Origin of the sequence: Paracoccus sp. SCN 68-21, from assembly GCF_001724535.1 — a bacterium.
Taxonomy (GTDB): Bacteria; Pseudomonadota; Alphaproteobacteria; order Rhodobacterales; family Rhodobacteraceae; genus Paracoccus; species Paracoccus hibiscisoli.
In genome coordinates, this window is record NZ_MEES01000038.1 from 1 (window position 1) to 24,663 (window position 24,663).

A 24,663-nucleotide genomic window follows, 5' to 3' on the forward strand; every position below is an offset into this window, starting at 1 on the left:
ACCAAATCCCCAGAATGTCTCCCGATCCAACCGCGCCTCTCAGCACCGCCTTCCCGGCCCCTCCAGCGTTCCCGCCTTCGGTGAAGCGGTGTTTAGGCCGAGCCGCCGGAGGACGCAAGCGGGTTTTGTGAAAAAAACGTGTCAGCCGGTCAAATTTCTCACAAACCACTGATATTGCATAATATTTCAGGACCGCTGAGGCCGCGTCCAGGGCATCGGCCGTCGAATCACCAGCCGCGAGGCCAGCAGAACGCCGATGATCGCAGCCCAGAGGATCGGGGCGACCTCATTGACCTTGATCGCCCACAGCCAGTGCATCGCGGCCAGGATGGCGCCGCCATAGACCACCATATGCAGGCGTCGCCACGCCTGCCCGCCCATGCGCCGCAGCGCCAGGTTGTTCGACGTCACCGCAAGGGCCAGCAGAATCAGGAACGCCCCCATGCCGAACAGCAGATAGGGCCGCTTGAGGATGTCGCGCCCCATCTGTCCCCACAGCAGCCCCATATCCAGAACCACCCAGGCCAGCACATGCGGTAGCGCATAGGCAAAGCAGATCACGCCGATCGCCCGGCGGAACCGCATCAGCGACACACCCGTCAGGCGCAGCAGCGGCGTGACCGCCAGCCCCCCCACCAGGAAATACAGCGCCGTCCGGCCAAGGCGATGTTCGACCTCCTGCACGGGATCGACGCCCAGGCCGCCCGTGACGATGTCCCACAGCAGCACGGCAAAGGGCAAAGCCCCCGCCAGCCAGACCGCCCAGACCGGAATGCGTCGCAGCGTGTCGTTGATAGCCCGGATCATCAGTAGTTCACCGACAGATCCATCCCCGCATAAAGCGACGCGACCTGATCGCCATAGCCGTTGAACATCAGCGTCTCCTTGCGCCCGCCGAACAGGCCCGCGCCGATGACGCGTTCCGTGGCCTGGCTCCAGCGGGGGTGATCCACCGTCGGGTTCACATTGGCATAGAACCCGTATTCGTTGGCCTGCAGCTGTTTCCAGGTGTTGACGGGCTGATCCTCGCGCAGGTGAATGCGCACGATCGACTTGATCGACTTGAAGCCGTATTTCCACGGCACGACCAACCGGATTGGCGCGCCGTTCTGATTGGGCATCGGCTGATCATAAAGGCCGGTGGCCAGAATGGTCAGCGGGTGCATCGCCTCGTCGAGGCGCAGCCCCTCGCGATAGGGCCAGTCCAGGATCGCGCGGCGCTGGCCGATCATCTCCTCGGGGCGGACCAGGGTCTCGAACTCGACGTATTTCGCCGAGGGCTGGACGCCCACCCGGGACAGCACGCTGGCCAGCGGCACGCCGATCCAGGGGACGACCATCGACCAGGCCTCGACACAGCGGAGGCGATAGATGCGTTCCTCCAGCGCGTTGTCGGGGGCCAGATCCTCGACGCCATAGCTGCCGGGGCGGTCCACCAGGCCGGTGATCTCGACCGTCCAGGGGTCGGTGGTCAGGGCATGGGCGTTGCGGGCGGGGTCTTCCTTGCCCGTGCCGAATTCGTAGAAATTGTTGTAGTTGGTGATTTCCTCGAAGGTGTTCAGCGTCTGATCCGTGGACAGGGGGGACGGCCGCGCGCTCAGCGTCTGCGCGCCGGCAAGGCCGGGCAGGGCCGCGGCGGCGATGCCCGCGGCCATGAATTTCCGCCGATCCAGAAAGATCTTGTGCGGCGTGACGTCAGACCAGTTCAGCTTCATCATGTCCTCCGATCGGGCTGGCCCGCAGGCGGGCAGACCCTTGCGTTATCGCATGATCCACGCAGGCAGTTACGCAAATGATGCATCACGTTCGGTTGACCGGGCGATTGACCGGGCGCGTTCAGTCCGCGCGGGCGATCTCGGCCAGGAAGGCATCGGCAAAGCGGTCCAGCCGGGGCTGGTCCAGATGCCGGGCCAGCGCGTCGGGGCTGGTCGGGCGGCTTTCCGCAATGCGCTTGATCTGAGCGGTCGAACAGGACAGCGGCTTATCAGTGCCCTCAGGGCCGCGCTGCAGGTCCAGCTGCACGGCCAACAGCCGGTCGAACAGCGCGCCCTCGGGCTTGCCCGCAAGCGCCCGGCGCGCGGGGTGCATCTCAGGCTGGGCGCCTGCGATGACCTCCAGGAAGGCGCGGCCAAAGCTGTCCAGCTTCTTCGCCCCCACGCCACCGATGCGCGCCATCTGGTCCAGGTCCTGCGGGCGTTTCTCGGCCATCTCGATCAAGGTGCGGTCGGGGAAGATGACATAGGCCGGCACGCGCGCCGCCTCCGCCAGGGCGCGCCGCTTGGCCTTCAGCGCGGACAGCAGGGGCTCGTCCTCCTCCGACACCTGGGTGCGCAGGACGTTGGCGGGCTTGGCCCCCTTGGTCGTGTCCTCCCGCAGGGTCACGCTGGCCTCGCCGCGCAGGACCGGGTGCGCGGTCTCGGTCAGGTGCAGGGCGCCGTGGCGTTCTGGGTCGGGGCGGCACAGGTCCAGCCCCATCATCTGCCGGAAGATCGCCTGCCACTGGCCGCGCCCGTGTTCACGCCCCACGCCGAATGTGGGCAGTTGGTCATGGCCACGCTCGCGCACCTTGTCGGTGGTGGTGCCGGTGAGGATGTCGATCAGATGGCCGGCACCAAACCATTCGCCGGTGCGCACCATCGCGGACAGCGCCTTCCTGACCGCCAGCGTGCCGTCGAACAGCTTGGGCGGGGTCTGGCACAGATCGCAATTGCCGCAATCGGTGGCCATATCCTCTCCGAAATAGGCCAGCAGCTTGCGCCGCCGACAGCCCGTCGCCTCGGCCAGGCCCAGCAGCGCGTTCAGCCGCGCATGGTCGCCCGACTTGCGCGCGGGGTCGGCCAGTCCTTCGTCGATCTGGGTGCGGCGCAGGCGGATGTCGTCGGGACCGTAAAGGGTCAGCGTATCCGCCGGATCGCCGTCGCGGCCCGCGCGCCCGATCTCCTGGTAATAGCCTTCGATGGATTTTGGCAGGTCAGCATGCATCACCCACCGGATGTCCGGTTTGTCGACGCCCATGCCAAAGGCGACAGTCGCCACGACGATCAGCCCGTCCTCGGTCTGGAACCGCGCCTCGGCCTCGCGCCGGGCCTCGGCCTCAAGGCCCGCGTGATAGGGGATCGCCGGGTGCCCCGCCTCGCGCAGCGCCTGCGCCAGCGTCTCGGTCCGTGCGCGTGCGCCGCAATAGATGATTCCCGACTGCCCCCGGCGCGCGGCGGCATAGGCCAGGACCTGGGTCCGGGGGCTGTTCTTGGGCTGGAAGGCCAGCCGGATGTTCGGACGGTCGAACCCGCGCAGGAACGTCACCGGGGCCTGCCCGTCGAACAGGCGGGTGACGATCTCGGCCCGCGTCTCGACATCCGCGGTGGCGGTGAACGCCGCCAGCGGCACGTCCAGCGTGCGCTTCAGATCGCCGATGCGCAGATAATCGGGGCGGAAGTCATGGCCCCACTGGCTGACGCAATGCGCCTCGTCGACCGCGATGGCGGTCACGCCCGCGCGCTTCAGCAGGTTGACCGTGCCGCCGGATGCCAGCCGTTCGGGCGCCATATACAGCACCTTCATCCGACCGTCGGCGATGGCCGAAAACACCGCGTCCGTCTCTGCCTCGGTGTTGCCGCTGGTCAGCGCCCCTGCCTCGACCCCCGCCTCACGCAGGGCGCGCACCTGGTCGCGCATCAGCGCAATCAACGGAGAGATGACCACCGTCACCCCCTCGCGCATCAGCGCGGGCAGCTGAAAGCACAGCGACTTGCCGCCGCCCGTCGGCATGATCGCCAGCACGTCGCGGCCTGCGGCCACCGCCTCGACGATCTCTTGCTGTCCGGGGCGGAAACCGTCGAATCCCCAGACCTGGCGCAGCAGATCTGTGGGCATCAACCGTAAAAGAAGCCCGCGTTGTTCGCCAAGGCGCGCTGCGCGATGATGATGATGATAAAGACGATCAGCGGCGCCAGATCCAGGCCCCCGGTATTGGGCAGGATGTTCCGGATCGGGCGATAGATCGGCTCCAATAGGCGGTTCAGCCCGTCCCATATCTGCGCGACCAGCGGCTGGCGCAGGTTCAGGACCTGGAAATTGATCAGCCAGGACATGATGATGTGCACGATCATGATGAACCACAGGACCTGCAGGATCAGTTGCAGGGCTTCGTACAGGGTTCCCATGGTCGTCTCCTTGGCTCACAGCGCGCGCGTTCGGCCCCTGTATGGCCGCAGGGCCCACGGGACGCAAGCGGGGCGCGACCGGATGCCGCCGCGTCCAGCTTGACGCCCGCGTGATCGCGGGCCACCCACGGGGCAACGCGAAAGGCCCCACCCCGAAAGGCCTGCTGACGAAAGGCCCCTCCATGTATCCGCTGATCCGCTTTGCCAAGGAACTGGTCAAGTTCCGCAACGCCCCCGCCCTGGACCCCCTGGGCACCCATGTGTCGACGCATATGTGCTGGCCCTGGGACCTGGACCCCTGGTGGGAGCTGAACAACGGCCGCACCCTGACCCTGTTCGATCTGGGCCGCATCCCGCTGGCGCGGCGCACCGGGCTGGTGCCGATTTTGCGCGCGAATGGCTGGGGCATCACCGTGGCGGGCAATTCGACCCGCTATCGCAAGCGCATCCGCGCGTTCCAGCGATTCACGATGATCTCGCGGACGGTGGGCTGGGACGCGCGCTTCGTCTATATGGAGCAGTCGATGTGGGCCGGCACGGAATGCTGCAACCAGGTGATGATCCGGTCCGCCGTGACCTCAGCGCAAGGCATCGTGCCCCCCGCCCGCGTGATGGAGGCCCTGGGCCACGGGCCCGACAGCCCGCCCCTGCCCGACTGGATCGCGGCCTGGATCGCGGCGGATGCGACCCGGCCCTGGCCGCCCGTCATCCCCGATGATGCGAAACTTAGCTTGCCACTGTAACGGCGCATGGCCCTTATGGCGGAAAAGCCATGGGGGACAGGCATGACGATCGATCGCAGGCGGGTCTGGGGCTGGTGGTTCTTTGACTGGGCCAGCCAGCCCTATCACACGCTGCTGCTGACCTTCGTCTTTTCGATCTACTTTGCCGAGGTCGCGCGGACGCATTTCATCGGCCAGGGCATGGATGCCGCGCTGGCTGGGGCGCAGGCGCAGTCGCTGTGGGGCTACGGGCTGGCGATCAGCGGCGCGGTGATCGCGCTGGCCGCCCCCGTTCTGGGCGCCATCGCGGACAGTTCGGGGCGGCGGATGCCCTGGGTCTGGGTGTTCTCGGGGTTCTATGTCCTAGGCGCGGCGGGGCTGTGGAGCCTGACGCCCGACCAGCCGCCGCTGGTCCAGGCGGTGATCCTGTTCGGAATCGGCCTGATCGGGGTCGAATTCGCCACGATCTTCACCAATGCCATGCTGCCCGCCCTGGCCCCGCGCGACGAGATCGGCCGCGTGTCGGGGTCGGGCTATGCCTTCGGCTATCTGGGCGGGGTCGTGGCGCTGGCGCTGATGCTGCTGCTGTTCGCGGAAACGCCGTCGGGGCGGACGCTGCTGGGCATCCCGCCGCTGTTCGGGCTGGACCCGGCAGCGCGCGAGGGCACACGCTTTGTCGGTCCCTTCACGGCCATCTGGTACGCGATCTTCATGATCCCGTTCTTTCTGTGGGTGCGCGAACCGGGGCCGGGCCGCCCCGTGCAGATCCGTCGCGCCCTGCGCGATCTGTGGGCCCTGATCCGTAGCCTGCGGCATCGGCGCAGTTTGGCGGCCTGGCTGGCCTCGTCGATGTTCTCGCGCGATGCGCTGAATGCGCTGTACGGGTTCGGGGGCGTCTATGCGGGGACGGTGCTGGGCTGGCCGGTGTTCCTGGCGGGTGTGTTCGGCGTGGTCAGCGCCATCTCAGCCGCGGTGATCAGCTGGCTGGGCGGGCGGGCGGACCGCGCATTCGGCCCGCGCGCGGTGATCGTGGCGGCCATCCTGGCGCTGACGGCGGTCTGCGTGCTGCTGGTCGGCATGGACCGGACCTCCGTGCTGGGCATCCCCACGCCCGACGCGATCCTGGGCAACCTGCGCCTGCCCGACCTGATTTTTTTCGCCTGCGGCGCGGTGATCGGGGGCGCGGGCGGCGCGCTGCAGGCGGCCAGCCGCACGATGATGGTCCGCCACACCACCCCAGACCGCGCGACCGAGGGGTTCGGCCTCTATGCGCTGTCGGGCAAGGCGACCGCGTTCCTGGCGCCCTTCCTGATCGCGGTGACCACGGATCTGACCGGGAATCAGCGCATCGGCTTTCTTCCCCTGATCGTGATCTTTCTTGTCGCGCTGGTTCTGCTAGTCTGGGTCGACCCCGAAGGAGAGACGCCCCCGTGATCCGCAAGACCCTGACCGCCGCCGCCGTCCTGATGGGCCTGGCCCTGCCCGCATCGGCCCAATCGCTGGCCAAGGACGTCTTCGGCGCCTTTCGCACCCCGTCGGGGGGACCGGCCGTGGCCATCGGCAACTATTCCCAGGGCTGCGCGCAGGGCCTGGTGCAGATGCCCGACAGCGGCCCCAGCTGGCAATCCATGCGCCTGTCGCGCGACCGCCATTGGGGCCACCCGGTGATGATCGATTTCCTGCAGGGCCTGTCGCGCGCGGCGCAGCAGGCCGGTTGGCAGGGTCTCTATATCGGCGATATCAGCCAGCCGCGTGGCGGGCCGATGACCTCGGGGCATGCCAGCCACCAGATCGGGCTGGATGCCGACATCTGGATGCTGCCGCCATCCTCGCTGCAGCTGTCGCGTCAGCAGCGCGAAAACCTGTCCTCGGTCTCGGTCGTGGCGAATGGCGGCACGGCGCTGTCGGGCAACTGGACGGGGGCGCATATGTCGATCATGCGCGCCGCCGCCCGCGACCCCCGCGTGGAACGCATCTTCGTCGATCCGGTCGCCAAGGTCGCGATGTGCCAGATGGAGACCGGCAACCGCGACTGGCTGCGCAAGATCCGGCCCATCAACAACCACGACTATCACTTCCACGTCCGCATGAACTGCCCCGCAGGCTCCATGTGCCAGACGCCGAACCCGATCCCGGCGGGCGATGGCTGCGCCGAGGCGCAGGAATGGATCAACATCCGCATCGACCCCAGCCGGGCCCAGCCATCGACCCCCGACCCCGATTACCGCCACCCCCGCACCTTCCGGATGAGCGACCTGCCCAGCCAATGTTCGACCGTCGCCTCCGCGCCCTGACGCTTGCCCTGACCGCGTTTCTCGCAACCGCGCCTGCCCATGCAGGCGCGGTTCTTGATTACGTGGGCACCTTTGTCTGGCGTGACGACCACCCCAGCTTTGGCGGGTTTTCCGGCATCGAGATCAGCCCGGACGGCACCGGGTTCCACGCCCTGACCGACCGGTCGCACCTGTATTGGGGCCGGGTGGAACGCGACGACCAGGGCCTGGTGCGCGGCATGGCCGTGGCCGGGCGCGCGAACCTGTGCGACAGCGCGGGCCAGCCCCTGCCCCCCGGCTATACCGGCGACAGCGAGGGCATCGCCGTCGGCCCCGACGGCCGCATCCATGTCAGCTTCGAGGGGCTGGACCGCGTCGCCACCTATGACAGCCCCGACGCCCCCGCCACCCGCCTGCCCCGCCCGCCGCAGATCCCCGGCATGGGCCTGAACGCCGGGCTGGAGGCTCTGGCCATCCGCGACGGCACCCTGTTCGCGGTCCCCGAACGCTCGGCCAACGAGGCAACGCCCTTCACCGTGCTGGCCTTTGACGGGGAATGGACGGAATACGCCCAGATCCGCCGCGACCCGCGCTGGCTGGCGGTGGGGGCCGATTTCGGCCCCGACGGCTGGTTCTATCTGCTGGAGCGCGACTTTCGCGGCATCCTGGGTTTCAGCAGCCGCATCCGCCGGATGCAGCTGACCCCCGGCGTCATCCAGGACGACCAGATCCTGCTGGAGACGCGCCCGCTGCAATACGACAACCTAGAGGGGATCTCGGTCTGGGATGACGGGACGGGCATCCGCATCACGATGATCTCGGACGACAACTTCCTGTTCCTGCAGCGCACCGAGATCGTCGAATACCGCCTGCGCCCCGATCCGCCCACAGATTGACAAGCCGGGGCGGCGGGGCGTAAGGCCCGCGCTGTTCCGCGGACAAAAGGGGCCGAGTTTCTCCGCAACCTTGTCAAAACGGACCCGTCATGACCCGCTTTCTGCCCGGCATCCTTGCCATGGCCGCCATCGTGGTGGCCTCCAACATCCTTGTCCAGTTCACGGTGGCCACCTGGCTGACCTGGGGCGCCTTCACCTATCCGCTGGCCTTTCTGGTCACCGACGTGATGAACCGCGTCTATGGCGCGCCCGCCGCGCGGCGCGTGGTGCTGGCCGGGTTCGTCACCGGGGTCGCCTGGTCGCTGATCGCCGCCGGGCTGGAGGCCACGACCCTGCGAATCGCCATCGCCTCGGGGACGGCGTTTCTGGTCGCGCAGTTGGTCGATGTGCAGATCTTTGACAGTCTGCGGGGCGGGCGCTGGTGGCGAGCGCCGCTGGTGTCCACGCTGATCGGATCGGCGCTGGACACGGCGCTGTTCTTCGGCATCGCCTTTTCGGCCCTGCTGCCCGCCGACATCAACACGGGCTGGGCGACCGAGACGGTTCCGCTGCTTGGTCACGGACCGCTCAATCCGCTGTGGGTTTCGCTGGCACTTGCCGATTGGCTGGTCAAGCTGTGTCTGGCCCTACTGGCTCTGGTGCCATTCCGGATCATTGTCCGCAATTTGTTGGGTCGTGGGGCCGAAAGCTGATTGACAGATTTTCGATCTGTGTCAGCCTGCAGATATACAGCAATCTTTTGAAAGGAGGTGGTCCAGTGTCTAGAGTGATAGTGGAGAGACGTTTCGGAACAGTCGGGGGGACCGTCGCCTGAGGGCAGCCCCGAAGGCGCGTTACCCTGGTTGGGACCGGACCGCGGTCCGCCCCTAACCGGACCATCTCCTTGGATCTCGCGGGCCGCCTCCTTGCTGGGCGGCCCGTTCCTTTTGGGGCGGCCCCCATGCGGCGCGGCGCCGGGCAGGCGCGGGGGGCTGGCCGCCCCCCGCACGTCTCCTCAGCCGCGGACGGCGCGGCTTTCGCGGTTGGACCGCATCGCGGCGATCACTACGACGGCCCAGATCACCGCCGCCAGCCACCACAGCCCGCCCGCGATCAGCGCCATCCCGACCAGACCGGCCTGCACCACGTAATAGACCATGGTGATCAGCGTCTTGCGGATGATGTCGCCTTCCCGGTCGGTCAGGCCGACGACGGCGGATGCTGCGACCACGTTATGCACGCAGACCATGTTGCCCGCCGCCCCGCCGACCGCCTGCAGCACGACGACCACGGTGATCCCGGCCAGATCCAACCCGATGCCCTGCGCGGTCGAGAACTGGAACAGCGCGAACATCATGTTCGACACGGTATTCGACCCCGCGATAAAGGCACCCAAAGCGCCCACGATCGGCGCGAACAGCGGCCATGACCCGCCCGCGGCCCCGGCCATCCCCTCGGCCAGGGTGATGGGCATGGAGGCCACGCCCGGTGAGCCGGAGTTGATGAAGACCTGGACCATCGGCACCGCCAGCAGCAGCGCGGGTGCGGCGGCCAGCATCGTGCGCCCCGAGATCGCCCAGGCCCGCCCGTAATCGCGCCCCCGCATCCGGAACAGCGCGACCGAGATCAGCGAGGCGATGATCATCACCGTCCCCGGCGAATAGGCGAACTGCGCCGTGGCGTTGATCCCCGATCCGAACAGGTCGCGCAGCGCGATGGTCGTGTCAGGCCCGGTCAGCCAGGCCTTGAGCGGGGCGATGGTCCGGGTCAGCACCAACAGCACCGCCACGATCACATAGGGCATCCAGGCGCGCAGCAGCCCGATGCGCCGGTCCTCGGGGCCCAGATCGGCCTGATCCGGCTCCAGCTGACCCTGCCAGCCCGCGCCCCATTGCGCGCGGGGCGGAAAGTCGAACCGGTCCGAGGGCAGGAACCACCCCGCCCGCGCCGCCGGCACCACGATCATCAGCCCGATCAGCCCGCCCAGCAGCGACGGGAATTCCGGTCCCAGCACCCGCGCGACCGCCAGATAGGGCAGCGTGAAGGCCAGCCCGGCAAAGAGGGCGAATTTCCACGCCCGGAACCCTTCGGCAAAGCTGCGGCTGGTGCCGAAGAATCGCGTCAGCATGCCGACCATCAACAGCGGGACCAGCACCCCCACCAGCGCATGGACCAGCGCCACCTGGGCCGCGACGACGGGCACGTATTCCGCGACGGTCAGGGGCGCGATGGCGGCCTCGACCTCGGGGCTGTTGGACAGGCCGGTGCTGATGCCCACCAGCATCGGCGTGCCGACCGCGCCAAAGGATACCGGCGTGGACTGGATGATCAGCGTGACCATCACCGCCGCCATGGCCGGAAATCCGATCGCCAGCAGCAGCGGCGCCGCCACCGCGGCGGGGGTGCCGAACCCGGACGCCCCCTCGATCATCGACCCGAACATCCAGGCGATGATGATGGCCTGAATGCGCCGGTCCGGCGAGATATCGGTGAACCCCTGCCGGATCGCCCGGATCGCCCCCGATTCCTGCACCGTGTACAGCAGCAGGATCGCCCCGAACACGATGTAAAGCAGCGTCACCGCCGTCAGCAGGCCGTTGACCGTGGCCCCCGCGACGCGGGCCAGCGGCGCGCCCCACAGCAGCAGCGCCAGCGCGACCGTGACCAGATAGGCCGCCAGCATCGACAGCTTGGCCGACCGGCGCATCACCACCAGCAGCAAAAAGACCACCACGACCGGCAAGGCCGCGGCGATGAACATGACTCCCTGTGACACCTCGTCTCCTCCTCGATCTGTCTGCACCAGTCGGGCGGGGTTTTCAGGCGGAAAGCAAGAAAAAACCGGTCTGGAAACCAGACCGGTTGACGCGTGTGGCAACGATGGCGGGGTCAGTCGCGGCGGATGGCGATGGCGATGCCCTGACCGCCGCCGATGCACATGGTGATCAGCGCGGTGCGCCCGCCCGTCCGCTCCAGCTCGTGGATGGCCTTGACCATCAGGATCGCGCCGGTGGCGCCGACCGGATGACCCAGGGCGATGGCGCCGCCATTGGGGTTCACCCGGGCCGGGTCCAGCCCCAGGCCCTTGTTCACGGCCAGGGCCTGCGCGGCAAAGGCCTCGTTCGACTCAACCACGTCGAAATCGGCGGCCTTCAGCCCGGTCCGCGCCATCAGCGCCTCGACCGCGGGGACCGGGCCGATGCCCATAACCTCGGGGCGCACGCCCGCCACGGCATAGCCCAGGATGCGCGCCCGCGGGGTCAGGCCCGCGCGTTCGGCGGCATCCGCCCGTGCCAGGACCAGGGCGGCCGCCCCGTCATTGATGCCGCTGGCATTGCCCGCGGTGACGCTGCCGCCCTTCTGGAACACGGCCTTGAGGGCTGCCAGCTTGTCCAGGCTGGTGTCCTTGGGGTGCTCGTCCGTGTCAAAGGCGACCATGCCCTTGCGCGACTTGACCTCGATGGGCACGATCTGGTCCCTGAAATGGCCCGCCGCGATCGCCGCCGCCGCGCGGCGCTGCGATTCCATCGCGAATGCGTCCTGCTGTCCGCGGGTGATGTCATGCTCGGCGGCGACGTTTTCCGCCGTCATGCCCATATGGCCGGTGCCCATCGGGCAGGTCAGCGCGCCGGTCATCATGTCCAGCATCGCCTGATCGCCCATCTTGGCCCCAAAGCGGGCGGACGGCACGACATAGGGCGAACGGCTCATGCTTTCGGCGCCGCCCGCGATGGCGAAATCGGCGTCGCCCAGCATCAGCGCCTGCGCCGCCGACACGATGGCCTGCGCGCCCGAACCGCAGAGGCGGTTCACGTTCATTGCAGGCGTGGTGTGCGGGATGCCCGCCTCCAGCATGGCCACGCGGGACAGATACATGTCGCGGGGTTCGGTGTTGATCACATGGCCAAAGACCACCTGCCCGATCTGGTCGGGGGCCACGCCCGCCCGCTCCAGCGCGGCGCGGGTGACGGTGGTGGCCAGGGTGATCGGGGGGATGGCCGCCAGGCTGCCCCCGAAGGTGCCGATGGCGGTGCGGGCGCCGGACAGGATGACGATATCGGATGCGGACATTGAAGGGCCTCCTCTTGCCTGGGGGACAGTCTAGGGCGTGGGCGTGATGCCGCAAGCCGTGCCGTCACGGCAAATTGCGGACCCAGTCCCAAGGCGCTATGCTGCGGCGGAATATCGAGAGAGATCCCATGACCCAGACCGCGAACCAGACTGCCGCGCCGCACCGGCTGCGCATCAAGCTGCGGCTGGAATACGATTCCCCACTGATCCTGGGGCCGGGCAAGGCCGAGCTGCTGTCGCGCATCGGGCGTCTGGGGTCGATCTCGGCCGCCGCGCGAGAGATGGGCATGAGCTACAAGCGCGCCTGGACCCTGGTCGAGGAGATGAACGCGGCCTTTGCCGATCCGGTGATCGACAGCGCGCGGGGCGGCGCGGGCGGCGGCGGCGCCACGGTCACGGCCACCGGACAGCAGGTCCTGGCGCATTATCGCGCGCTGGAGACGCTGCTGCGCGAGGCGGGCCATGACGATCTGCAGGCGCTGAACGCGCTGCTGCGCCCCGAGCGCGCGGACTGATCCGTCGGCGGCCCGGCGCCCGCCCATCGGCTTTGTGATTTCACCGCCGCGTGATTTCCCGTAATATCGGGCAAAAGCCAAGAATGAGCAGAACGAGGGCAGAATGAACAGGCTTCTCAAACTGGCCATCGTCGGGCTGGTGGCGTCCTGCGGGGGCGGAAATTTCAGCGCGCCGCGACAGCTGGACAATGCCTGCGCGATCGCCGCGGAACGGCCCGCCTATCTGCGCGCGATGCGCGCGACAGAGCGGAAATGGGGCGTTCCGGTGCATGTGCAGATGGCGACGATGTATCAGGAATCGAAATTCATCGGCGATGCGCGCACGCCGCATCAATACGCGCTTGGCGTCATTCCCATCGGCCGCCAAAGCAGCGCCTTTGGCTATTCCCAGGCCCTGGACGGCACCTGGGAGGAGTATCAGCGCAACAGCGGCAACCGCCGGGCACAGCGCGACAACATCCGCGACGCGACCGATTTCATGGGCTGGTACATGGACGGCACCCAACGCCAGCTGGGTCTGTCCAAACAGGACGCCACGTCGCAATACCTGGCCTATCACGAGGGTCGCGGCGGGTTCTCGCGCGGCAGCCACCGGCAAAAGCCGTGGCTGATGCGCGTCGCGGGCCAGGTCGGCCAGCGATCCGAAATGTATCGCCAGCAGCTGGTCGCCTGCCGCCGCGCTTGACGCGGGCGCGGGGCCGGGGCCTTCTGTCCGTTCAACGGTCAGGAGGACCCCCATGTACCGCGTCATCGGCACCGCCAAGTCCCGCGCCCTGCGCGTCCTGTGGATGCTGGAGGAGCTGGGCCAACCCTACGAGCACATCCCCGCCAATCCGCGCAGCGACGGCGTGGCGCAGTTCAACCCGGCGGGCAAGGTGCCGGTCCTGATCGACGACGGCACGCCGATCACCGATTCGACCGCGATCCTGACCTATCTGGCCGACCGCCATGGCGACCTGACCCATCCGGCAGGCACGCTGGACCGCGCGCGCCAGGACAGCCTGACCCAGTTCCTGCTGGACGAATTCGACGCGGCGCTGTGGCTGGCCGCGCGCCACAGCTTCATCCTGCCCGAGGAGATGCGCCTTGGCGCGATCAAGAACACCCTGCGATGGGAGTTCGAGACCAGCCAGCGCACGCTGATCCACCGCATGTCCGACGGCCCCTTCCTGATGGGCGATCGGATGACCGTGCCCGACCTGATCCTGGCGCATTGCTTGGACTGGGCGCTGACGGCGCGGTTTCCGGTGGTAGAACACAAGCTGACCGAATATCTGGACCGCATGCGCCAGCGGCCCGCCTATCAGCGCGCAATGGCGCTTTGAAGGTGGCGGGCCGCGGCCTCTCCGGCGCGGCGGCCCGTGGCCAGGCAGGCGGTCAGCAGATAGCCGCCCGTCGGCGCCTCCCAGTCCAGCATCTCTCCGGCGGCAAAGACGCCGGGCAGGGCGCGCAGCTCCAGATCAGGCGTCAGCGCATCGGCGGTGATTCCCCCGGCGGATGAGATCGCCCGCTCCAGCCCCATCGGCCCGGCATGGCGCAGCGGCAGCGCCTTGGCCCGCGCGGCCCAGCCCTGCGCGGTGTCGGGCAGCGGCTGCCCCCATTCCAGCAACAGCGCCACCCGGACCGGATCGCCCAGCACGCGGCGCAGCCAGTTGCCCAGGCTCAGCCGCCCGCGCGGTTGCGCGAACCGCCGGGCCAGCGCGTCGGGCGCAAGGTCGGGCGCCAGATCGACCACCGCCGTTTGCCCGTCGCGGATCGGGGCGGCCACGGCATAGACACCGCCGCCCTCGATCCCGTCGGGGGTGATGACCCATTCGCCCCGGCTGAGGATGTCGCCCGCGCGGATCGCCACGCCCTTGACCGGAGCGCCGAACAGCCGCGCCATGGGCGCGGACCATTCGACCCGAAACCCCATGTTCGCGGGGCGGAGCGGCGCGATGGCGACCCCTGCCCCGGCCAGAATCGGCACCCAAGCCGCATCAGACCCCAGACGCGGCCAGCTGGCCCCGCCCAAGGCCAGCACCGTCACATCGGGGCGCATCACCTGCCGCCCGTCGGGCGTGTCAAAGACGAACCCGCCCTCCAGCCCGACCCACCGCCAGCGCGACCGCAGGTCCACCCCGCCCGCGCGCAGCCGCGCCAGCCAGGCCCGCAGCAGGGGCGAGGCCTTCATGCCCACCGGAAACACCCGCCCCGTCGATCCGGCGAACAGCGCGATGCCCAGGCCCTCGGCCCAGTCCCGCACCGCCTGCGGGCCGAACGTCCCGGCCTCGGTCGCCAGGTAATCGCGCCCCTCCGCCCCCGCGATCTGCGCGCCGAATGCCGCAAGCGGCTCGTCACGCGTCAGGTTCAGCCCGGATTTCCCCGCCATCAGGAACTTGCGCGCGGGCGTGGGCATGGCATCGACCACCACCACCTGCCGGTCCGGCGCCATCAGCGCCTCGGCCGCCATCAGCCCGGCAGGCCCGGCGCCGATCACCAGCGCAAGGCTCACCGCCGCCCCCGCGGCTTCATCGCCAGGCGCAGGAGCGCGCGTTCCACCAGCGGCATCTGCGGCGCGCGGCTGGAGGATCGCAGCGTCATGTCCGTGCTCAGCAGCAGCGACACCGCCTCCTCCAGCGGACCCATGCCCCAGCTTTGCGCCTGGCGGGTCATGCGGTCGCGGCGCGGGCCAAAGACCGGCGGCCGCGCGCGGGCCAGCGCCACCCCCGGCCCCGCCGGATCGGCAGCCGCCAGATGCAGCGCCCGGAAATGGCGCAGCGCCGCGATGCACAGAGCCACGGGCTGGATGCCCTGATGTTCGATCCGCCGCATGAGGGGGCCGAAATCCTCCTCGCGCCGTTCGGCGACGGTGTGGATCAGCTCGTCCATGTCGGCCTCAATGGTGGCGGGGGCCAGCAGGGCGATCTCCTCGACCGTCAGGGGGGCGGGGTCCTGATACTTGTACAGTCCGATCTTCTCGACCGTCTGGCGCAGATCGCCGGGGTCCAGCGCGCGTGCCAGCAGGGCCAGTTCGCGCATCGCGTCGCGCGGCACCTCGCGCAGGCCGGCATCGGCCAGCCAGCGGGCGATCTCGTCCTCGGTCGGGGGGTCGTCATAGATGGGGGCGGTCACCGCCTGGCCATGCGTCTCGAACAGGCGGCGCAGGGATGACGACTTGGATAGGCTGGCCGCGGTGACCACGATCACCGCATCCCCCTGCCGCCAGCCGGTCAGCGCATCGCGGATCGCGTCGGTGGCCAGGTCGGGCGTGTCCTCGACCACGACCACGCGCGGGCCGGGAAAGAAGCCCACCTCGCGCACCGCGTCGATCAGCTGGGCGGGGTCCTTTTTCAGGCCCGCGCCAGGCATGCGGGTCAGGCGCATCTCCTCATCGGCCTTGTCGCCGGCCAGCGCACCCACGACCTCGGCCCGCTTCAGCGCCACGCGCATCGCGTCCTGCCCATAGATCAGCACCCCCGGCCGCGAGGGGTCGGGGCGGGCCAGATAGCGCGCGATCTCGGCCCCTTTCAGCAGCATGGCGTCAATCCGGCAGGGTGCGGGCTGCGGCCAGCAGGCGCGTCACGACCTGATCGGCCAGCATCAGGGCCAGCCGCTCGCGCGCATCGCCCTCGGCCGCCAGGGTCGAGATCGTCGTGCCGGTTGTGGAATAAGAGGTAAAGCTGCTGACCCGTCCCCGGGTGATCACCGCGCCATCCGGCCCGGTCAACGCGAAATCGGCGGTGCCGTTCAGCGAATAACGGGTCGTGACCTCATCCGGGGGGATGGCCTGCGCCACGACGCCCGCGTTGATCTGGTAATCCAGGTCATAGACGGCCGCATCCTCGGGGCCCAACCGCTCGGCTAGGCGGCGGTTGAACACGAAATCCAGCGGCGTGTCCGGGTCGCGCGGGCGGACCTTGCCGAACAGCTTGCCGCCCCCCCCGCCCGGCCCATAGACCGGCGACAGCCCGCAGGCCGCCAGCCCGGATACGGCCAGCAGGCCCAGCAGGACCGCGCGGCGATCAGGCGACCACATTGACGATCCGCCCCGGCACCACGATCAGCTTTTTCACCGCGGCCCCCTCCAGGAACCGCAGGACGGTGTCGTCGGCCAGCACCAGCGCCTCGATCTGGTCCTTGGGCATATCCTTGGGCACGGTGATTTCGGCGCGGCGCTTGCCGTTGATCTGGATGGGCAGGGTCACGCTGTCATCCTCCAGCATCGCGGGGTCAGCCACGGGCCAGCCCGCATCGACGACCATGCCCTGCCCGCCCGATTTCGACCAGACCTCCTCGGCCAGGTGCGGCACCATCGGCGCCATCAGCTGCGCCATGATGCGCAGTGCCGCGCGGCGCGCCTCTCCGCCCGCCTGCGACTTGGCGACCGCATTGGCCAGTTCATAGAGCTTTGCGACGGCCTTGTTGAAGGCGAATCCCTCGATGGCGCGGGTGACATCGGCGATGGCACGATGCGCCGCGCGCGTCAGGTCGGCGTCGTCGCCCCCCTTGGGGACCTCATCGGCCAGGCGCCAGACGCGGGACAGGAACTTGAACGCGGCCTCGGCGCCCGCGGCGGTCCATTCCACGTCACGCTCGGGCGGGCTGTCGGACAGCATGAACCAACGCGCCGTGTCCGCGCCAAAGCTTTCGACGATGTTGACCGGATCGACGACGTTCTTCTTCGATTTCGACATCTTGGCCGAGGGGATCACCTCCACCGCCGTCCCATCGACCAACCGGCCATCGGTCACGTCCTCGGGCAGGTGATAGACTGGGCGACCCCGGTCGTCGGTGGTGCGATAGATCTCGTGCGTGACCATGCCTTGGGTAAACAGCGCATCGAAGGGCTCCTTCGCGGCCTCGGGCAGGTGGCCGGTCCTGACCATCGCGCGGGCAAAGAATCGCGAATACAGCAGGTGCAGAATCGCATGCTCGATCCCGCCGATATACTGGTCCACGTTCATCCAGTAATCGGCATCGGCCCGGTCGGTCGGCGTCTCCGCCCCCGGCGAGGTAAAGCGCGCGTAATACCAGGACGAATCGACAAAGGTATCCATCGTGTCGGTTTCCCGACGCGCCGCCCCGCCGCATTTGGGGCAGGTCGCCTGACGCCAGCTCGGGTGGCGGTCCAGCGGATTGCCCGGCACGTCAAAAGTCACGTCCTGGGGCAGCAGCACCGGCAGGTTCTGCTTCGCATCGGGGACCGTCCCACAGGTCTCGCAATGCACGACCGGGATCGGACAGCCCCAATAGCGCTGGCGCGAGATGCCCCAGTCGCGCAGGCGGAACTTGGTCACGCCCTCGCCATAGCCCGCGCGTTCCGCATGGGCGATGGCGGCGTCCACGGCAGCCTCTCCGGTCTGGTCGGCGGCGCCCGCAAAGCCGCGCACATAGGTCACGGCCTCCGTCTTGCCCGGCACGAAGGGCGCGTCCGCCACCAGCGCATCGGCCTGATCCAGCGTCATGCCGGGCTGGCCAAAGGTCGCGCGGATGGGCAACCCGTACTTCGTGGCGAATTCGTGGTCGCGCTCGTCATGCGCCGGGCTGCCAAAGATCGCGCCGGTGCCGTAATCCATCAGCACGAAATTCGCGATCCAGATCGGCAGGTGCCACTCCGCGTCCAGCGGATGGGCGACGGTCAGGCCGGTGTCAAAGCCCAGCTTGGGCGCGGTCTCGATCGCCTCCTCGGTGGTGCCGATCTTGCGGCATTCGTCGCGGAAGGCCTCAATCTCGGGGCGGGTGGCCGCCAGCTCCTTGACCAGCGGGTGATCCGGCGACAGCGCGACAAAGCTGGCCCCCATCAGCGTGTCGGGACGGGTCGTATAGACCTCGATCGCCTCATGGCCCGCGGGCGCATTGACCGTCCGGAACGAAAACTGCAGCCCGCGCGACCGACCGATCCAGTTGGCCTGCATCAGGCGCACCTTCTCGGGCCAACCCTTCAGCCCGTCCAGCGCCTCCAGCAGCTCATCGCTGTAATCGCTGATCTTGAAGAACCATTGCGTCAGCTCGCGCCGTTCCACCGTGGCGCCGGATCGCCAGCCCTTGCCATCGATCACCTGTTCATTGGCCAGCACGGTCATGTCGACCGGGTCCCAGTTCACCTGCGCCGACTTGCGCGTGATCAGGCCCGCCTCCAGCATGTCCAGGAACAGCGCCTGCTGCTGCGCCACATAAGCGTCGTCGCAGGTCGCGAATTCGCGGCTCCAATCGATGGACAGGCCCAGGGGCTTGAGCTGATCGCGCATGGTCGCGATATTGGCATAGGTCCAGTCGCGGGGATGGCCGCCCTGCTCCATCGCGGCGTTCTCAGCCGGCATGCCGAAGGCGTCCCAGCCCATCGGATGCAGCACCGAAAACCCCTGCGCGCGCTTGAACCGCGCCACCACGTCACCCATCGTATAGTTGCGCACATGGCCCATATGGATGCGCCCCGAGGGATAGGGGAACATCTCCAGCACGTAATATTTCGGGCGTTCGTCGCGGATGGCGGCGAATGTGTCGGCATCGGCCCAGGCCGTCTGCCAACGGGCTTCGCTTGTCGCGGGATCATAGGGCATGGGGAACCTCGGGCGTCATTCGTTGCCCGCAGGGTCTATACGCCCGACCCCTGCGGGTCCAGATGCCCTTACAGGCGACCGTCCTGCAGGCGCAGCTGGCGGGCGCGGGTCAGGATGGCGTCCTCGACGGCGCGCACGGTGCCGGGTTCCACGGCGGCGCCCCCCGGCCCCTGCAGCGACAGGCGCAGGCTGCGCGCATCCAGCGCCGGGTCGCTGATCTGGATCGTGGCGCGATAGGACCGCCCCCCGCCCGGCGGCGTGCCGAACCCGGTCTGGATCACGCCGGTGAACGGGTCGATCGTCTGCACCGGCAGAAAGTTCAGCACGTCCAGGCTGGCATTCCACAGATACTTGTTCACGCCGACCATCTGATCGGGGTTCCCCGAGCGACGCAGCAGATCCTGAATGCGCGTGCCGCGTTGACCGGGGCCCATGTCCGGGCCGTCGAACATGGTGCCGCCCGCAGGCCCGGTGTTGCGCGCCGACGAGCCGCAGGCGGCAAGCCCCGCGCAAAGCGTCGTGGCGATCAGCAGGCGCGCGGCGCGTGCATAGGTCATCCTGGTCCCCCGAAGGTCAGTGTCGTCGCGGCCAGCATTAGCCCGGAACCGCCCGGCGAAACAAGCGATTTGGGGCGGCGCGAACGGGGGCCGCGCAGGCCCGGCGGCCCACCGCCGGGCAAAGTGTGGCGCAAGTGCATCACGGAAATGGGCAAAGAAATCAGGGCGCGCCTGATTCCGTTGCATCACAATCGCGAAAGGGTGAAACAAATTGCATACCCAGGGCGGGACCGCCGGCTTGGGCAACAGAGAGACAAGAGGGAACACCACCATGAAAAAGGCTCTGATCGCCTCGACCGCGCTGGTCATGACCGCCGGCATCGCCGCTGCAGACGTCACCATCTCGGGCTACGGCCGTACGGCCGTTAACTATGAAGAAGGCCGCAGCACTTTCGTTGATGACGTGCTCACTTCGCAAAACGAGACTCAGGTCTCTGCACGCGTTCGCCTGAACGTGCACGCCACGACCTCGACCGATCAGGGCGTTGATTTCGGTGCGCGTCTGCGCCTCCAGTGGGACCAGGGCGACAGCGGCATTGACCGCGTCTCGCCGGGCCAAATCTATGTGACCGCCAGCGGCTTTACTGTTGCCGTGGGCAACGTCGGCACCGCATTCGACAACGCCGGCCTGCTGTACGCATCGGAAGTGGGCCTGATCAGCCGTTCGTTCGGCAACCCGATGGGTGATTTCTATGCCTACGAGTCGAAAAGCTACGGCGCCAACAACAACCGCCTTGGCGTCTCGGTCGAGTATGCAGTTGACGCACTGAAAGCACGCTTCTCCTACGTTGACGCGGACCAGACCGGTCTGACTGACGCCGACGAAGAAATCAGCATCTCGGTCGACTACGACTGGAATGATGTTGCCCTGTCGGCAGCTGCCCTGAAGGACGGCAAAAGCATTGACGGCAACGATCAGTATTTCCTTGGCGCGTACTACACCCTTGCAGGCACCGAGAACGGCGTTGGTCTGAGCTACATTGACAACGGCGTTGCGAACAAACCGGTTGTCGTTGATGGCATCCGCACGGGCACCGCGAACGTCGAGCAGGGCAAGACGTTCGTTCTGTATGGTGACTATGTTGTCGCACCGCTGACCACGATCAGCGCCTATGTCGCCAACAACGATGCGGCCGGCAACGAGACCGACAATGCATTCGGGATCGGCGCTCGTTACGACCTGGGCGGCGCCTACCTGGCCGGCTCGCTGGAGCGTGGCTACGACGAAAACGTCCGCGGCGACTTCGGTGTCCGCTTCGATTTCTGATCCTTTGCGATCAAACGTTACCATGGAAAGAGCGGGCCTTGCGCCCGCTCTTTTCTTTTTGTCAGGTAGGGCCATGGGACTGGATGACATCACCCGCCGCATCCGCGCGGCCGAACTCGCAGCCGGGCGCGCGCCGGGCAGCGTCACGCTGATCGCGGTCAGCAAGCTGCAACCCCCCGAACGGGTCGAGGCCGTGCTGGACGCAGGCCACACCGTCTTCGGCGAGAATTACGTCCAGGAGGCGCAGGGCAAATGGCCCGCATGGCGCCAGGCGCATCCCGCCGCATCCGTCCACATGATCGGCCCGCTGCAGTCGAACAAGGCGCGGGCGGCGGTTCAGCTGTTTGACGCGATCCACACGCTGGATCGGGTGACGCTGGCGCGCAAGCTGGCCGCCCAGATGGCCGAACAGGACCGACATCCGCAGCTGTTCGTGCAGGTCAATACCGGGGACGAACCTCAAAAGGCGGGCATCCTGGCCGATGAGCTGCCGGGCTTTCTGGCGCTGTGCGCTGATCTGGGCCTGCGCCCCGAGGGCCTGATGTGCATCCCCCCCGAGGATCAGGACCCGGTGCCGCATTTCCGCCTGCTGCGCGATCTGGCTCAGGCGCATCGCCTGCCCGGCCTGTCCATGGGGATGAGCGCCGATTTCGAGGCCGCCATCGCCCATGGCGCGACCCATGTGCGGGTCGGCTCGGCGATCTTCGGGGCGCGCGTGACCGGCTGAGGCCGCCTCAGCCGCCAAGGGCGCGCGGGATGACCAGCCGCGTTCCAGGCGGGGCCTGCCGGGCGATCCGCATCAGATCGGGGCGCGCAAAGGCGATGCAGCCGACGGTGCCGTAACCGGGGCGGCGCCACTGGTGCAGAAAGATGGCCGACCCCCGGCCCGGCACGCCCGTCGCATTCCAGTCCGTCGTCAGGATCAGGTCATACAGCGGATCGGCCCGGCGCAGCCGTTCGTGGCTGGCGGTCAGCGGCGCGCGGGCGTGGCGATTATAGGCCGGATGGCCCGGGTCGTCGCACCACAGATCGCCCGGCCCGATCGCCCGCGCCCAAGGCGCGGGCCGCGCCAGGCGGTCGGGGCGATACCACAGCCCGGTGATGCGCAGGATGCCCGCAGGCGTGGCGTGATCGCCCTCGCGCTTGGTCGCGGTGACGCCCGCGCGGCCGATGCTGCAGGGAAACAGCCGCCCCCGCCACAGCAGGCCCTGTCGGGTCAGCACCATGGCGCTCACAGCAGATGCCCCGATTTCTGCGCCTTGATGTCCAGATAGCCCGCATTGTGGCGGTTCGGCGGCACGATCAGCGGCACCCGTTCCGGCACGGCGATCCCATGGGCCTGCATCATCGCGACCTTGCGCGGGTTGTTGGTCATCAGCCGCACCGCCTCGAACCCCAACCGCCGCAGCAGCGCCGCCCCGATGCGGAAATCACGCTCGTCATCCTCGAAGCCAAGGCGGTGATTGGCCTCGACCGTGTCGAATCCCTGGTTCTGCAGGTCATAGGCGCGCATCTTGTTGGCCAGCCCGATGCCCCGCCCCTCCTGGTTCAGATAGAGCAGCACCCCTGCCCCCGCCTGCCCCATCGCGGTCAGGGCGGCGTTCAGCTGGGGGCCGCAATCGCATTTCAGGCTGCCCAGCACGTCGCCGGTGAAGCAGGCCGAATGCAGCCGCGCCAGCACGGGCGCATCGCGGGGCGGGTCGCCGATCTCGATCGCGTAATGCTCCTCGGCCCCGTCATCGGGGCGAAAGATGTGCAGGCGCGACCGCTCGGCCGCCAACAGCGGCAGGCGGGCGGCGGCGACCGGGGCCATCGCCGTCTCGGCCGCCAGCTGCGCCAGCACCGGGCCGGGTGGCAGCGCGGTCAGCCCCGGCTGCGCGGGCGCCGCCACCAGCAGCATCGCGGGCAGCAGCTGCGCCGATTTGGCCAGCGCCAGCGCCGCGCGATGGGCCCTAGCATCGCCGTCGCGCAGCGTGGTCAGCGGCCCCTTCAGCGGCGTCATAAGGTCGCCTGCCGGGTCGGCCAGCGCGCGCAGCCAGGCCAGATCGGCCCCCGCAGGCAGCGCCACCCGCGCCAGATCGGCGTCATAGGCGCGCGCCTTCAGCGTCTCGGCCCGCCGCCCGGTCAGCGCCAGCACCGCGGGGCCAAGCGCGCGCAGATCGGCCAGCCGTTCGGGCGACAGCGTCTCGACAGCGGCGGCCAGATGGTCGCCCAGGGCGATGGGCAGGCCCATGCGCAGGTCGGCGCGGGCGCGGGCGATGGTCTCGGGCAGGGTCGGGATTAGGGTCATGGGACACGCATTCTTGAAACAGTCTGAAACATAGCGCACCGATCCGACAACTCCATGTGAGAATTCGCACATGACGCTGGACGGACGCGGCGTCCGGGCCCAACTCCATGTCCAACAACGCAAAGGAGGCAATCATGGCCGGACTGAAGAAGATCCTGCTGGTCGATGACGAGGAAGACCTGCGCGAGGCGCTGGCCGAACAGCTGGTCGCGACCGACGATTTCGACGTGACCGAGGCCGGCAGCGGCGCCGAGGCGGTCGAGGCGACCAAGAACGCCATCTTTGACCTGGTGGTGCTGGATGTGGGCCTGCCCGACACCGACGGGCGAGAGCTGTGCAAGAAGCTGCGCAAGCTGAACGTGAAATGCCCCATCGTGATGCTGACCGGGCATGACACCGATGCCGACACGATCCTGGGCCTGGATGCGGGTGCCAACGACTATGTCACCAAGCCGTTCAAGTTTCCGGTCCTGCTGGCCCGCCTGCGCGCGCAGCTGCGCACGCATGAGCAGTCCGAGGACGCGATCTTCCAGTTGGGGCCGTATACCTTCAAGCCGTCGATGAAGATGCTGATCGACGTCAAGGATCGCAAGATCCGCCTGACCGAGAAGGAAACCAACATCCTCAAGTTCCTGTATCGCGCGCAGGACGGGGTGGTGGCCCGCGACGTGCTGCTGCACGAGGTCTGGGGATATAATGCGGGCGTGACCACGCATACGCTTGAAACCCACATCTATCGCCTGCGCCAAAAGATCGAGCCCGACCCCTCAAACGCACGTCTGCTGGTGACGGAATCGGGCGGCTATCGCCTGGTCGCCTGAGCCCTTTCGGCAGGTTTCTGCGCAGTGAAAAAGCGTGGGAACCGGTCGCAGGGTGCGGCGTTTTGCTACCGAAGCCCAGTGGTCGGCGGATGCGGCCACACCTCTCCCTCTCTGATGCCCCGGCGTTCCCTGCGCCGGGGCTTCTTTATGGGGAATGTTCGTCACGGCGGCATTGCTATCTCGCAGTCGGTGTCTGCTATGCGGGACCTCCCTGCCGTCTGCCAAACGCGCACCTTTCGATATGACAAAGGGCGCTCTCAGGTTTCTTTTAGACTATGGCGCTGGCGGCTGCCTGTGGGCGGGTGATGCAGAAACGGGCGCGAATCTGGTGTCGGAACGCGTGACGCAGGATCATTCGCATTAGCAGGGACTCGGAAACGGTTCGTTGTCACAAAGGGCAAGTGGATTTCCAGTAGTCCTGCTATCTCACCCCTCTGTATCCGCCCGATCCAGGCCTTTGGTCACAAGCTCGGGCCGTGTCCCAAGGCTTGGTGTAGGAGACCGCGGGCGGAGCCCTTGGCGTAGCGCAGCGCGCGGCCGGTGGTGAGGCTGGCGGCCACCGTCGAT

24 protein-coding genes are annotated in these 24,663 nt (G+C 68.0%); 11 read left to right on the plus strand and 13 right to left on the minus strand.

The window, feature by feature from the left end; genetic code table 11:
* Positions 1–186 precede the first annotated feature (186 nt).
* The 4 genes from msrQ to ABS73_RS11570 form a co-directional block, all read right to left on the minus strand.
* Positions 187–807: a protein-methionine-sulfoxide reductase heme-binding subunit MsrQ gene (gene msrQ, locus ABS73_RS11555; RefSeq protein WP_277019942.1), complete on the minus strand. Its 621-nt coding sequence runs from the start codon at positions 805–807 to the stop codon at positions 187–189.
* Positions 807–1,718 (minus strand): protein-methionine-sulfoxide reductase catalytic subunit MsrP, encoded by a 912-nt coding sequence (gene msrP / locus ABS73_RS11560; RefSeq protein ID WP_277019943.1) that lies wholly within the window; start codon positions 1,716–1,718, stop codon positions 807–809. The genes msrQ and msrP overlap by 1 nt, the downstream gene beginning before the upstream one ends.
* A 118-nt stretch (positions 1,719–1,836) precedes the next feature.
* Complete coding sequence (recQ, locus tag ABS73_RS11565) at positions 1,837–3,873, minus strand: DNA helicase RecQ (protein WP_277019944.1); 2,037 nt, start codon at positions 3,871–3,873, stop codon at positions 1,837–1,839.
* Positions 3,873–4,163 (minus strand): YggT family protein, encoded by a 291-nt coding sequence (locus ABS73_RS11570; RefSeq protein ID WP_277019946.1) that lies wholly within the window; start codon positions 4,161–4,163, stop codon positions 3,873–3,875. Before ABS73_RS11570 ends, recQ begins: the two co-directional genes overlap by 1 nt.
* Before the next feature lie 182 nt (positions 4,164–4,345).
* Here ABS73_RS11570 and ABS73_RS11575 point away from each other — a divergent pair, with 182 nt between their 5' ends.
* The 5 genes from ABS73_RS11575 (at position 4,346) to ABS73_RS11595 (ending at position 8,746) form a co-directional block, all read left to right on the plus strand.
* Entirely contained in the window at positions 4,346–4,906 is a 561-nt protein-coding gene (locus tag ABS73_RS11575; RefSeq protein WP_277019948.1) for an acyl-CoA thioesterase, read from the plus strand.
* Between the two features lie 42 nt (positions 4,907–4,948).
* Complete coding sequence (locus tag ABS73_RS11580; protein ID WP_277019949.1) at positions 4,949–6,319, plus strand: MFS transporter; 1,371 nt, start codon at positions 4,949–4,951, stop codon at positions 6,317–6,319.
* Positions 6,316–7,179, plus strand: coding sequence for a penicillin-insensitive murein endopeptidase (gene mepA, locus ABS73_RS11585; RefSeq protein WP_277019950.1), 864 nt, complete (start codon positions 6,316–6,318; stop codon positions 7,177–7,179). Before ABS73_RS11580 ends, mepA begins: the two co-directional genes overlap by 4 nt.
* Complete coding sequence (locus ABS73_RS11590) at positions 7,152–8,054, plus strand: esterase-like activity of phytase family protein (RefSeq protein ID WP_277019951.1); 903 nt, start codon at positions 7,152–7,154, stop codon at positions 8,052–8,054. The genes mepA and ABS73_RS11590 overlap by 28 nt, the downstream gene beginning before the upstream one ends.
* Positions 8,055–8,143: 89 nt before the next feature.
* Positions 8,144–8,746 (plus strand): VUT family protein, encoded by a 603-nt coding sequence (locus ABS73_RS11595; RefSeq protein WP_277019952.1) that lies wholly within the window; start codon positions 8,144–8,146, stop codon positions 8,744–8,746.
* Positions 8,747–9,048: 302 nt separating this feature from the next.
* Here ABS73_RS11595 and ABS73_RS11600 read toward each other — a convergent pair whose 3' ends face one another.
* Complete coding sequence (locus ABS73_RS11600; protein ID WP_277019953.1) at positions 9,049–10,809, minus strand: L-lactate permease; 1,761 nt, start codon at positions 10,807–10,809, stop codon at positions 9,049–9,051.
* A 113-nt stretch (positions 10,810–10,922) separates the two neighbouring features.
* A complete protein-coding gene (locus tag ABS73_RS11605; RefSeq protein ID WP_277019954.1) occupies positions 10,923–12,104 on the minus strand; it encodes an acetyl-CoA C-acyltransferase family protein in 1,182 nt (393 codons plus the stop codon).
* Between the two features lie 128 nt (positions 12,105–12,232).
* Here ABS73_RS11605 and ABS73_RS11610 point away from each other — a divergent pair, with 128 nt between their 5' ends.
* The 3 genes from ABS73_RS11610 to ABS73_RS11620 all read left to right on the plus strand — a co-directional run bounded on the left by ABS73_RS11610 (position 12,233) and on the right by ABS73_RS11620 (position 13,944).
* A complete protein-coding gene (locus ABS73_RS11610) occupies positions 12,233–12,619 on the plus strand; it encodes a winged helix-turn-helix domain-containing protein (protein ID WP_277019955.1) in 387 nt (128 codons plus the stop codon).
* A gap of 103 nt (positions 12,620–12,722) precedes the next feature.
* The gene (locus ABS73_RS11615; RefSeq protein WP_277019956.1) at positions 12,723–13,304 is read left to right on the plus strand and encodes a transglycosylase SLT domain-containing protein; all 582 of its coding nucleotides are present in this window, start codon (positions 12,723–12,725) and stop codon (positions 13,302–13,304) included.
* Between the two features lie 52 nt (positions 13,305–13,356).
* Positions 13,357–13,944 carry a glutathione S-transferase family protein gene (locus ABS73_RS11620; protein WP_277019957.1) on the plus strand — a complete coding sequence of 196 codons (588 nt, stop codon included), beginning with the start codon at positions 13,357–13,359 and terminating at the stop codon, positions 13,942–13,944.
* On the opposite strand, the gene ABS73_RS11625 is transcribed toward ABS73_RS11620, so the two are convergent.
* The 5 genes from ABS73_RS11625 to ABS73_RS11645 all read right to left on the minus strand — a co-directional run bounded on the left by ABS73_RS11625 (position 13,923) and on the right by ABS73_RS11645 (position 19,718).
* On the minus strand, positions 13,923–15,071 hold the full coding sequence (locus ABS73_RS11625; RefSeq protein WP_423805166.1) for a TIGR03862 family flavoprotein: 1,149 nt from the start codon (positions 15,069–15,071) through the stop codon (positions 13,923–13,925). The two genes, ABS73_RS11620 and ABS73_RS11625, sit on opposite strands and share 22 nt — an antisense overlap.
* A 38-nt stretch (positions 15,072–15,109) precedes the next feature.
* On the minus strand, positions 15,110–16,138 hold the full coding sequence (holA, locus tag ABS73_RS11630) for a DNA polymerase III subunit delta (protein WP_277019959.1): 1,029 nt from the start codon (positions 16,136–16,138) through the stop codon (positions 15,110–15,112).
* Between the two features lie 4 nt (positions 16,139–16,142).
* A complete protein-coding gene (gene lptE / locus ABS73_RS11635; RefSeq protein WP_286693460.1) occupies positions 16,143–16,637 on the minus strand; it encodes an LPS assembly lipoprotein LptE in 495 nt (164 codons plus the stop codon).
* Complete coding sequence (gene leuS, locus ABS73_RS11640; RefSeq protein ID WP_277019963.1) at positions 16,624–19,161, minus strand: leucine--tRNA ligase; 2,538 nt, start codon at positions 19,159–19,161, stop codon at positions 16,624–16,626. The genes lptE and leuS overlap by 14 nt, the downstream gene beginning before the upstream one ends.
* Before the next feature lie 68 nt (positions 19,162–19,229).
* The gene (locus ABS73_RS11645; protein ID WP_277019964.1) at positions 19,230–19,718 is read right to left on the minus strand and encodes a DUF3576 domain-containing protein; all 489 of its coding nucleotides are present in this window, start codon (positions 19,716–19,718) and stop codon (positions 19,230–19,232) included.
* A 271-nt stretch (positions 19,719–19,989) separates the two neighbouring features.
* On the opposite strand from ABS73_RS11645, the gene ABS73_RS11650 reads away from it, so the two are divergent.
* Both ABS73_RS11650 and ABS73_RS11655 read left to right on the plus strand, forming a co-directional pair.
* Positions 19,990–20,985, plus strand: coding sequence for a porin (locus ABS73_RS11650; RefSeq protein ID WP_136858003.1), 996 nt, complete (start codon positions 19,990–19,992; stop codon positions 20,983–20,985).
* Between the two features lie 73 nt (positions 20,986–21,058).
* Positions 21,059–21,712: a YggS family pyridoxal phosphate-dependent enzyme gene (locus ABS73_RS11655; protein WP_277019968.1), complete on the plus strand. Its 654-nt coding sequence runs from the start codon at positions 21,059–21,061 to the stop codon at positions 21,710–21,712.
* 7 nt (positions 21,713–21,719) lie between these two features.
* Here the strand turns inward: ABS73_RS11655 and ABS73_RS11660 are convergent, their stop codons facing one another.
* Both ABS73_RS11660 and ribA read right to left on the minus strand, forming a co-directional pair.
* On the minus strand, positions 21,720–22,211 hold the full coding sequence (locus ABS73_RS11660) for a L,D-transpeptidase family protein (RefSeq protein ID WP_277019974.1): 492 nt from the start codon (positions 22,209–22,211) through the stop codon (positions 21,720–21,722).
* A gap of 5 nt (positions 22,212–22,216) precedes the next feature.
* A complete protein-coding gene (ribA, locus tag ABS73_RS11665; RefSeq protein WP_277019970.1) occupies positions 22,217–23,275 on the minus strand; it encodes a GTP cyclohydrolase II in 1,059 nt (352 codons plus the stop codon).
* Between the two features lie 134 nt (positions 23,276–23,409).
* Between ribA and ABS73_RS11670 the strand changes: the two genes are divergently transcribed.
* On the plus strand, positions 23,410–24,096 hold the full coding sequence (locus tag ABS73_RS11670) for a response regulator transcription factor (protein ID WP_277019972.1): 687 nt from the start codon (positions 23,410–23,412) through the stop codon (positions 24,094–24,096).
* Positions 24,097–24,663: the final 567 nt, after the last annotated feature.

Bases quoted from the DNA above. Each gene is read 5' to 3' on its own strand.
- ABS73_RS11655 (WP_277019968.1), top strand. From the start codon at position 21,059: ATGGGACTGGATGACATCACCCGCCGCATCCGCGCGGCCGAACTCGCA.
- ABS73_RS11605 (WP_277019954.1), bottom strand. From the start codon at position 12,104: ATGTCCGCATCCGATATCGTCATCCTGTCCGGCGCCCGCACCGCCATC.
- lptE (WP_286693460.1), bottom strand. From the start codon at position 16,637: ATGTGGTCGCCTGATCGCCGCGCGGTCCTGCTGGGCCTGCTGGCCGTA.
- ABS73_RS11595 (WP_277019952.1), top strand. From the start codon at position 8,144: ATGACCCGCTTTCTGCCCGGCATCCTTGCCATGGCCGCCATCGTGGTG.
- ABS73_RS11625 (WP_423805166.1), bottom strand. From the start codon at position 15,071: ATGGCGGCCGAGGCGCTGATGGCGCCGGACCGGCAGGTGGTGGTGGTC.
- ABS73_RS11650 (WP_136858003.1), top strand. From the start codon at position 19,990: ATGAAAAAGGCTCTGATCGCCTCGACCGCGCTGGTCATGACCGCCGGC.
- ABS73_RS11670 (WP_277019972.1), top strand. From the start codon at position 23,410: ATGGCCGGACTGAAGAAGATCCTGCTGGTCGATGACGAGGAAGACCTG.
- ribA (WP_277019970.1), bottom strand. From the start codon at position 23,275: ATGACCCTAATCCCGACCCTGCCCGAGACCATCGCCCGCGCCCGCGCC.
- holA (WP_277019959.1), bottom strand. From the start codon at position 16,138: ATGCTGCTGAAAGGGGCCGAGATCGCGCGCTATCTGGCCCGCCCCGAC.
- ABS73_RS11590 (WP_277019951.1), top strand. From the start codon at position 7,152: ATGTTCGACCGTCGCCTCCGCGCCCTGACGCTTGCCCTGACCGCGTTT.
- ABS73_RS11575 (WP_277019948.1), top strand. From the start codon at position 4,346: ATGTATCCGCTGATCCGCTTTGCCAAGGAACTGGTCAAGTTCCGCAAC.
- ABS73_RS11660 (WP_277019974.1), bottom strand. From the start codon at position 22,211: ATGGTGCTGACCCGACAGGGCCTGCTGTGGCGGGGGCGGCTGTTTCCC.
- leuS (WP_277019963.1), bottom strand. From the start codon at position 19,161: ATGCCCTATGATCCCGCGACAAGCGAAGCCCGTTGGCAGACGGCCTGG.
- msrP (WP_277019943.1), bottom strand. From the start codon at position 1,718: ATGATGAAGCTGAACTGGTCTGACGTCACGCCGCACAAGATCTTTCTG.
- msrQ (WP_277019942.1), bottom strand. From the start codon at position 807: ATGATCCGGGCTATCAACGACACGCTGCGACGCATTCCGGTCTGGGCG.
- ABS73_RS11615 (WP_277019956.1), top strand. From the start codon at position 12,723: ATGAACAGGCTTCTCAAACTGGCCATCGTCGGGCTGGTGGCGTCCTGC.
- ABS73_RS11620 (WP_277019957.1), top strand. From the start codon at position 13,357: ATGTACCGCGTCATCGGCACCGCCAAGTCCCGCGCCCTGCGCGTCCTG.
- recQ (WP_277019944.1), bottom strand. From the start codon at position 3,873: ATGCCCACAGATCTGCTGCGCCAGGTCTGGGGATTCGACGGTTTCCGC.
- ABS73_RS11645 (WP_277019964.1), bottom strand. From the start codon at position 19,718: ATGACCTATGCACGCGCCGCGCGCCTGCTGATCGCCACGACGCTTTGC.
- ABS73_RS11610 (WP_277019955.1), top strand. From the start codon at position 12,233: ATGACCCAGACCGCGAACCAGACTGCCGCGCCGCACCGGCTGCGCATC.
- ABS73_RS11570 (WP_277019946.1), bottom strand. From the start codon at position 4,163: ATGGGAACCCTGTACGAAGCCCTGCAACTGATCCTGCAGGTCCTGTGG.
- ABS73_RS11580 (WP_277019949.1), top strand. From the start codon at position 4,949: ATGACGATCGATCGCAGGCGGGTCTGGGGCTGGTGGTTCTTTGACTGG.